The 6,072-nt window shown below is 64.1% G+C and carries 8 protein-coding genes; all 8 read left to right on the plus strand.

Annotation, left to right across the window (positions count from 1 at the left end):
• Positions 1 to 12 precede the first annotated feature (12 nt).
• Entirely contained in the window at positions 13 to 903 is an 891-nt protein-coding gene (gene fdxH, locus ABIE20_RS24105) for a formate dehydrogenase subunit beta (RefSeq protein ID WP_429507838.1), read from the plus strand.
• Positions 900 to 1,547, plus strand: coding sequence for a formate dehydrogenase subunit gamma (locus ABIE20_RS24110; protein WP_429507826.1), 648 nt, complete (start codon positions 900 to 902; stop codon positions 1,545 to 1,547). Before fdxH ends, ABIE20_RS24110 begins: the two co-directional genes overlap by 4 nt.
• Complete coding sequence (fdhE, locus tag ABIE20_RS24115) at positions 1,544 to 2,455, plus strand: formate dehydrogenase accessory protein FdhE (RefSeq protein ID WP_429507828.1); 912 nt, start codon at positions 1,544 to 1,546, stop codon at positions 2,453 to 2,455. Before ABIE20_RS24110 ends, fdhE begins: the two co-directional genes overlap by 4 nt.
• A 129-nt stretch (positions 2,456 to 2,584) precedes the next feature.
• Positions 2,585 to 2,812, plus strand: a complete 228-nt coding sequence (locus ABIE20_RS24120) for a hypothetical protein (RefSeq protein WP_429507829.1) — start codon at positions 2,585 to 2,587, stop codon at positions 2,810 to 2,812.
• A gap of 118 nt (positions 2,813 to 2,930) precedes the next feature.
• Complete coding sequence (locus ABIE20_RS24125) at positions 2,931 to 3,545, plus strand: LysE family translocator (protein ID WP_429507839.1); 615 nt, start codon at positions 2,931 to 2,933, stop codon at positions 3,543 to 3,545.
• A 12-nt stretch (positions 3,546 to 3,557) separates the two neighbouring features.
• Positions 3,558 to 5,081, plus strand: coding sequence for an FAD-dependent oxidoreductase (locus ABIE20_RS24130; RefSeq protein WP_429507830.1), 1,524 nt, complete (start codon positions 3,558 to 3,560; stop codon positions 5,079 to 5,081).
• Positions 5,082 to 5,157: 76 nt separating this feature from the next.
• Positions 5,158 to 5,418 carry a YceK/YidQ family lipoprotein gene (locus ABIE20_RS24135; RefSeq protein ID WP_306764570.1) on the plus strand — a complete coding sequence of 87 codons (261 nt, stop codon included), beginning with the start codon at positions 5,158 to 5,160 and terminating at the stop codon, positions 5,416 to 5,418.
• A 1-nt stretch (position 5,419) separates the two neighbouring features.
• On the plus strand, positions 5,420 to 5,755 hold the full coding sequence (locus ABIE20_RS24140) for a hypothetical protein (protein ID WP_429507831.1): 336 nt from the start codon (positions 5,420 to 5,422) through the stop codon (positions 5,753 to 5,755).
• Positions 5,756 to 6,072: the final 317 nt, after the last annotated feature.

Genomic DNA, 6,072 nt, shown 5'->3' on the forward strand with positions numbered 1-6,072 from the left:
AATACCATGTCCATGCAATCCCAAGACATCGTCCGCCGCTCAGCCACCAACGTGCTGACCCCGGCGCCGCACACCCGCGATCACCAGGCCGAAGTGGCCAAGCTGATCGATGTGAGCATCTGCATCGGCTGCAAGGCCTGCCAGGTGGCGTGCAACGAATGGAACGACCTGCGTGACGAGGTCGGCCACAACGTTGGCGTGTACGACAACCCGGCCGACCTGTCGGCCGAAACCTGGACGCTGATGCGCTTCGATGAAGTCGAAGACGAAAGCGGCAAGCTCGAGTGGCTGATCCGCAAGGACGGCTGCATGCACTGCGCCGACCCCGGCTGCCTGAAAGCCTGCCCGCAACCGGGGGCGATCATCCAGTACGCCAACGGCATCGTCGACTTCCAGTCCGAGCACTGCATCGGCTGCGGCTACTGCATCGCCGGCTGCCCGTTCGATGTGCCGCGCATCAGCCAGAAAGACAACAAGGCCTACAAGTGCACGCTGTGCGTCGACCGCGTGTCGGTCGGCCAGGAGCCGGCCTGCGTCAAGACCTGCCCGACCGGAGCGATCAACTTCGGCAGCAAGGACGACATGCTGCACCAGGCCAGCGAACGGGTCACCGAGCTGCAGGGCCGCGGCTTTGCCGGGGCCGGTATTTACGACCCGCAAGGCGTCGGCGGTACCCACGTGGTCTACGTGCTGCAGCATGCCGACAAGCCGCAGCTGTACCACAAGCTGCCCACCGACCCGCGCATCAGTAACGCCATCCAGGGCTGGAAAGGCTGGATGAAACCGGTGGCCGCGGCGGCGTTCTTCGCCACCCTGGCCGGCACCCTGTTCCACTACATCGGCGTCGGCCCCAACGAAGTCGATGAACAGGACCAGAAGATCGAAGAGGATACCCACGCATGAACAAGGACAAACTGATCCTGCGTACGCGCTTCATCGAGCGCGCCAGCCACTGGTTCATGGTGATCTGCTTCTTCGCCGTGGCGCTGTCGGGGCTGTCGTGGTTCTTCCCCTCGCTCAACGGCCTCAACGCGGTGTTCGGCACCCCGCAGCTGGCGCGCATCCTCCATCCGTTCTTCGGCGTGGTGGTGTTTTTGCTGCTGATGTTTCTGTTCGTGCGCTTCGTGCGCTACAACCTGCCGGAACGCGAAGACCTGCAGTGGTTCAAGAACATCAAGCAGGTGCTGGCCGGCAAGCATGAGCCGGCGCTGAACATCGGCAAGTACAACGCCGGGCAAAAGATCCTGTTCTGGGGAATCATGGGCCTGATCAGCCTGCTGCTGCTCAGCGGCGTGGTGATCTGGCGGCCGTACTTCGCGCCGCTGTTCAGCATCCCGACCATCCGCATCGGCTTGCTGGTGCATGCGCTGGCCGGCATAAGCCTGATTCTGCTGATCATCGGCCATGCCTACCTGGCGTTCTGGGTCAAGGGTTCGATCCGCGGCATGGTCACCGGCTACGTCAGCCGCAGCTGGGCCAAGACCCACCACGACCGCTGGTACCGCCAGCTGAACAGCAAGCAAGGCAAAGCCGGGAGCGACAAATGAGCAGCATCCAGATGACCCCGGTGCAAACGCCCAGCGGTGGCGTCAACGAGATCGTCGCGGTGCTGCTGCCGTCGCTCAAGGAGCGTTACTCAAAACGCGCAGCACGCCTGCGCCAGCTGGCCGACGGCCACGCCATGGGCGATTACCTGGGTTTTTGTGCCGGTATCGCCGAGGCTCAGCAACACCTGCTTGCCACCCTGCCGCTGCCTGAAGCACTGGCGGCCGGGCTGGCGGCGCGCCTGGACGCCGGCCGGGCGCCGCTGGCAAGCGCAGAGTACCCGCGCGACGCTTACTGGCAGCAGCTGCTCGGCGCCTTGATCGAGGCACTGTACGACGACGCCACGCCAGCGGTGCGCAGCACCCTCGACGCCTTGCGCGGCTATTCGCCAGCGCAACTGGAAGAGCGCGCCAGCGCCTTACTGGCCGGTAGCTACGAGCAGGTCGACAGCGGCCAGGCGCTGTTCCTCTGGAGCGCGCTGTCGCTGTACTTCACCCAGTTGGCCAACGCCTTGCCGGCCTCGGCCAAAGCCTCGCTGGGCGAGCAGCGCCAGCATTGCCCGGTGTGCGCCAGCGCGCCAGTGGCCAGCGTGATCATGACCGGTGCCCAGGCCGGCCTGCGGTACCTGCATTGCAGCCTGTGCGAAAGCCGCTGGCACATGGTTCGGGTAAAATGCAGCAACTGCGAAGCCACCGGCGCCCTGGACTACTGGTCGCTGGAACGGCAGGATGCGCCAATCAAGGCCGAGAGCTGCAACGACTGTCACAGCTACCTGAAAGTGTTGTACCCGGAAAAGGACCGCGACCAGGAAGTGCTGGCCGATGACCTCGCCTCCCTGGCGCTGGACGCCGACGTGGAGCGCGAAGGCTATGGGCGCAGTGGTGTCAGCCCGTTTTTGTTTCCCGGCTGATACAGCAATCGCCGGCAAGGCCGGCTCCCACAGGTGCACTGTGCACCTTGGCATTGTGGGAGCCGGCCTTGCCGGCGATGGGCTGCACCGCAGCCCGCTCACAAGCACCACCCCACCAAGAGACTCCCCATGGGCATCAAGAAATCTTCCGCCGAACTCAAGCGCGACCTTAAAGCCGTCGCCGGCAACCTGGAACGCACCGCCGGTGAAATCAGCAAGCTGGCCGAGCGCATCGATGGCGTCGACGTGGTCGCCGTGCTGCACCTGATGAACCGCCTGTACAAAGACTCCGACAAGCTCAAGGCCTATGCCGATGAAATCAAGATCGGGCGCATCGTGCGCGGCAAGGCCGAGTAACCAGGCCATGCGCCGACGACTGACTAGCAAAAGCTGCCAGTGCTCTTACACTTGATCTGAACGGTTGACGTCTGTAGACATGCTTGCAGCCAACCTTGACGAGATGGAGCCTGTCGCGATGCCGAGCCTGGATTTTCTCATTACCTCACTGATCGTCGTGCTGATTCCCGGCAGCGGCGTGATCCTGACCATCTCCACCGCCCTGGTGGCCGGCAAGCGCGCCAGCCTCTACACCGCGCTGGGCTGTACGGCGGGGATCGTCCCGCACCTGCTGGCCTCGATCCTCGGCCTGTCGGCGATCCTGCACACCAGCGCCCTGGCCTTCCAGGGCCTGAAGTTCGCCGGCGTCGCCTACCTGCTGTACCTGGCCTATGCCACCTGGCGCGACCGCTCGGCCTTCGCCGTCGACAGCAACAGCGCGGTGGGTAGCGCTGGCAGCCTGATCCTGCGGGCCTGCCTGCTGAACATCCTCAACCCGAAACTGACGATTTTCTTCCTGGCGTTCCTGCCGCAGTTCATCAGCGCCGAGGCGGGCTCGGTGAGCGGGCAGATGCTCAGCCTGAGCGCAGTGTTCATGCTCATGACCTTCGTGGTGTTTGTGCTGTATGGCCTGCTGGCCAACCTGTTCCGTCGCGCGGTGATTGAATCGCCGCGGGTTCAGAACTGGCTGCGCCGCAGTTTTGCTGCCTCTTTTGCCGGCCTGGGCCTGAACCTGGCGTTCGCCCATCGCTGAGGAGCGCCTGCGATGAACCGCTGTGACGTACTGATTATCGGCGCCGGCCCCACTGGGCTGGTGCTGGCGCTGTGGCTGAGCAAGCTGGGCATCAAGGTGCGGATCATCGACAGGACCACCGGCCCCGGCACCACCTCGCGGGCCCTGGCGGTGCAGGCGCGAACCCTGGAGCTGTATCGCCAGCTGGACCTGACCGAGGCGATCCTCGAGCAGGGTCACCAGGTGCCGGCGGCCAACTTGTGGGTCAAGGGTGAAACCGCCGCGCGGCTGCCGTTCAACAGCATTGGCGCCACTTTTACCCCCTACCCGTTCCTGCACATCTACCCGCAGGACCAGCACGAGCACCTGTTAATCGAACGCCTGCAAGGCTATGGCGTTGCCGTCGAACGGCAAACCGAACTGCTCGGCTTCAGCCAGGACGCCGACGGCGTCACTGCACGCCTGCGCCATGCCAACGGTGTCGAGGAAGTTTGTGAGGCCGATTACCTGGCCGGTTGCGACGGCGCCCGCTCGACGGTGCGCAAGGTGTTGGGCATCGGCTTTCCCGGTGGCACCTACGAGCAGGTGTTCTATGTCGCCGATGTCGATGGCGTGGGGCCGGCGTTCAATGGCGAGTTGCACGTGGACCTCGACGAGGCCGACTTTCTCGCCGTATTCCCACTGGCCGGCAGCGGCCGCGCGCGGTTGATCGGCACGGTGCGCGACGAGCGTGCCGAACACCCCCGCGACCTGCGTTTCGAAGATGTCAGCCAGCGGGCCATGGCGCACCTGAAGGTCGAGATCACCCAGGTCAACTGGTTCTCCACCTACCGCGTGCACCACCGGGTCGCCGAGCAGTTTGGTCACCAGCGCGCCTTCCTGCTTGGCGACGCCGCCCACGTGCACAGCCCGGCCGGCGGCCAGGGCATGAACACCGGCATCGGCGATGCCATCAACCTGGCCTGGAAACTGGCGGCCGTGTTGCAAGGCAGCGCCACAGACGCCTTGCTCGATACCTATGAAATCGAGCGCAGTGCCTTCGCCCAGCGGCTGGTGTCGACCACCGACCAGGTGTTCAATTTCATCACCGCCGACGGCCGCCTGGCCGCCCTGCTGCGCACGCGCCTGGCCCCCGTGCTGCTACCGCGAGTGGCGGCGCTCAAAGCTGCGCGGGCGTTCCTGTTTCGCACCGTTTCGCAAATCAACCTGAACTACCGCGACATGCCCCTGAGCGTCGGTAGTGCTGGCCAGGTGCACGGCGGCGAGCGCATGCCGTGGGTCAGCGATGGCAACCACGACAACTTTGCCGGGCTGGCGCGGCTGTGCTGGCAGGTCCAGGTGTATGGTGCCGCCAATGGCAGCCTGGTGGCCTGGTGCAGCGAGCGCGGCATGCCGCTGGAAGTGTTCGAATGGCGCGACGCCCACGAGGCGGCCGGCTTGCAGCGGGACGGCGTGTACCTGCTGCGCCCGGACAGCTACGTGGCCCTGGCCCAGGTTGGCGCCGGGCCCGAGGTACTTGAAGAGTACTTCAGTGCACGCGGGATGCGCGGATCCTAGGGCAGTTGTGCGAGAATGCGCGCAGGTTTCGCCTCTCTATCTGCTAAGGAATGGCATCATCAGAATCTTCACCTTTTTGCTCCTGGCCTCGACCCTGTTCCTGGCCAGTTGCGGCACTTTTCTCGCGCGCGGCTCCAACAGCTACGGCAGCGGCGATTACTACAAAGGCACCCAGGCCAACGTCCAGTTACTGACCACCATCGGCGCCAGCGGCTACGAAGGTTATTCAACGATCTTCTGCTGGGTGACCATCGTCTGCCCGGTGGCTGCGATTGTCACCCTGCCGGCGGACATGGTGGTCGATACCGCCCTGCTGCCCTATGACTCGATGAACTGAAATGCCCCAGCTCGACTACCGCCGCGTGGCGTTTCTGAATATCTACATCAATGACTTCATCATCTATATCGGCGCGCCGCTGATGGTGCTGACCCTGTTCGACTGGATGCCGAAAAGCGTAGGCACCACCTGGATCCTGTTGGTTCTGGGCCTTGGCTTCCTGACCTTTCCGTTGTCGATGCTGGTGCGCTGCCCACTGTGCAACGCAGCGATGATGCACTTGTACAAGGATGAGGTCGGCACCGCGCTGTCACGCCGGGTCGGCTTCAGCGAAGTGCGCAAGCTGAAGAAAGTGCGTTGCCTGGGCTGCGATGGGCTGCTGAAGATTCGCGATTGATCGCTTCCACAGGCATTGCATAAAACCTGTGGGAGCCTTGCCGGCGATGAGGCCGGTGCAGCCAGCACCTCAGGTGTCGTCTGGATTACGACCGCTGCGCGCTCGATCGCCGGCAAGGCCAGCTCCCACCGGTCCGTTGAATGCAGATCCACTGTGTGCGGGCTTGTCCGCGATGAGGCCGGTGTAGTCAGCACATCAGATGTGGCTGAATTGCGACCGCTTCGCGCTCGATCGCCGGCAAGGCCAGCTCCCACCGGTCCGTTGAATGCAGATCCACTGTGTGCGGGCTTGTCCGCGATGAGGCCGGTGTAGTCAGC

Origin of the sequence: Pseudomonas sp. 2835, assembly GCF_050435905.1 — a bacterium.
In the GTDB taxonomy this organism is placed as follows: domain Bacteria; phylum Pseudomonadota; class Gammaproteobacteria; order Pseudomonadales; family Pseudomonadaceae; genus Aquipseudomonas.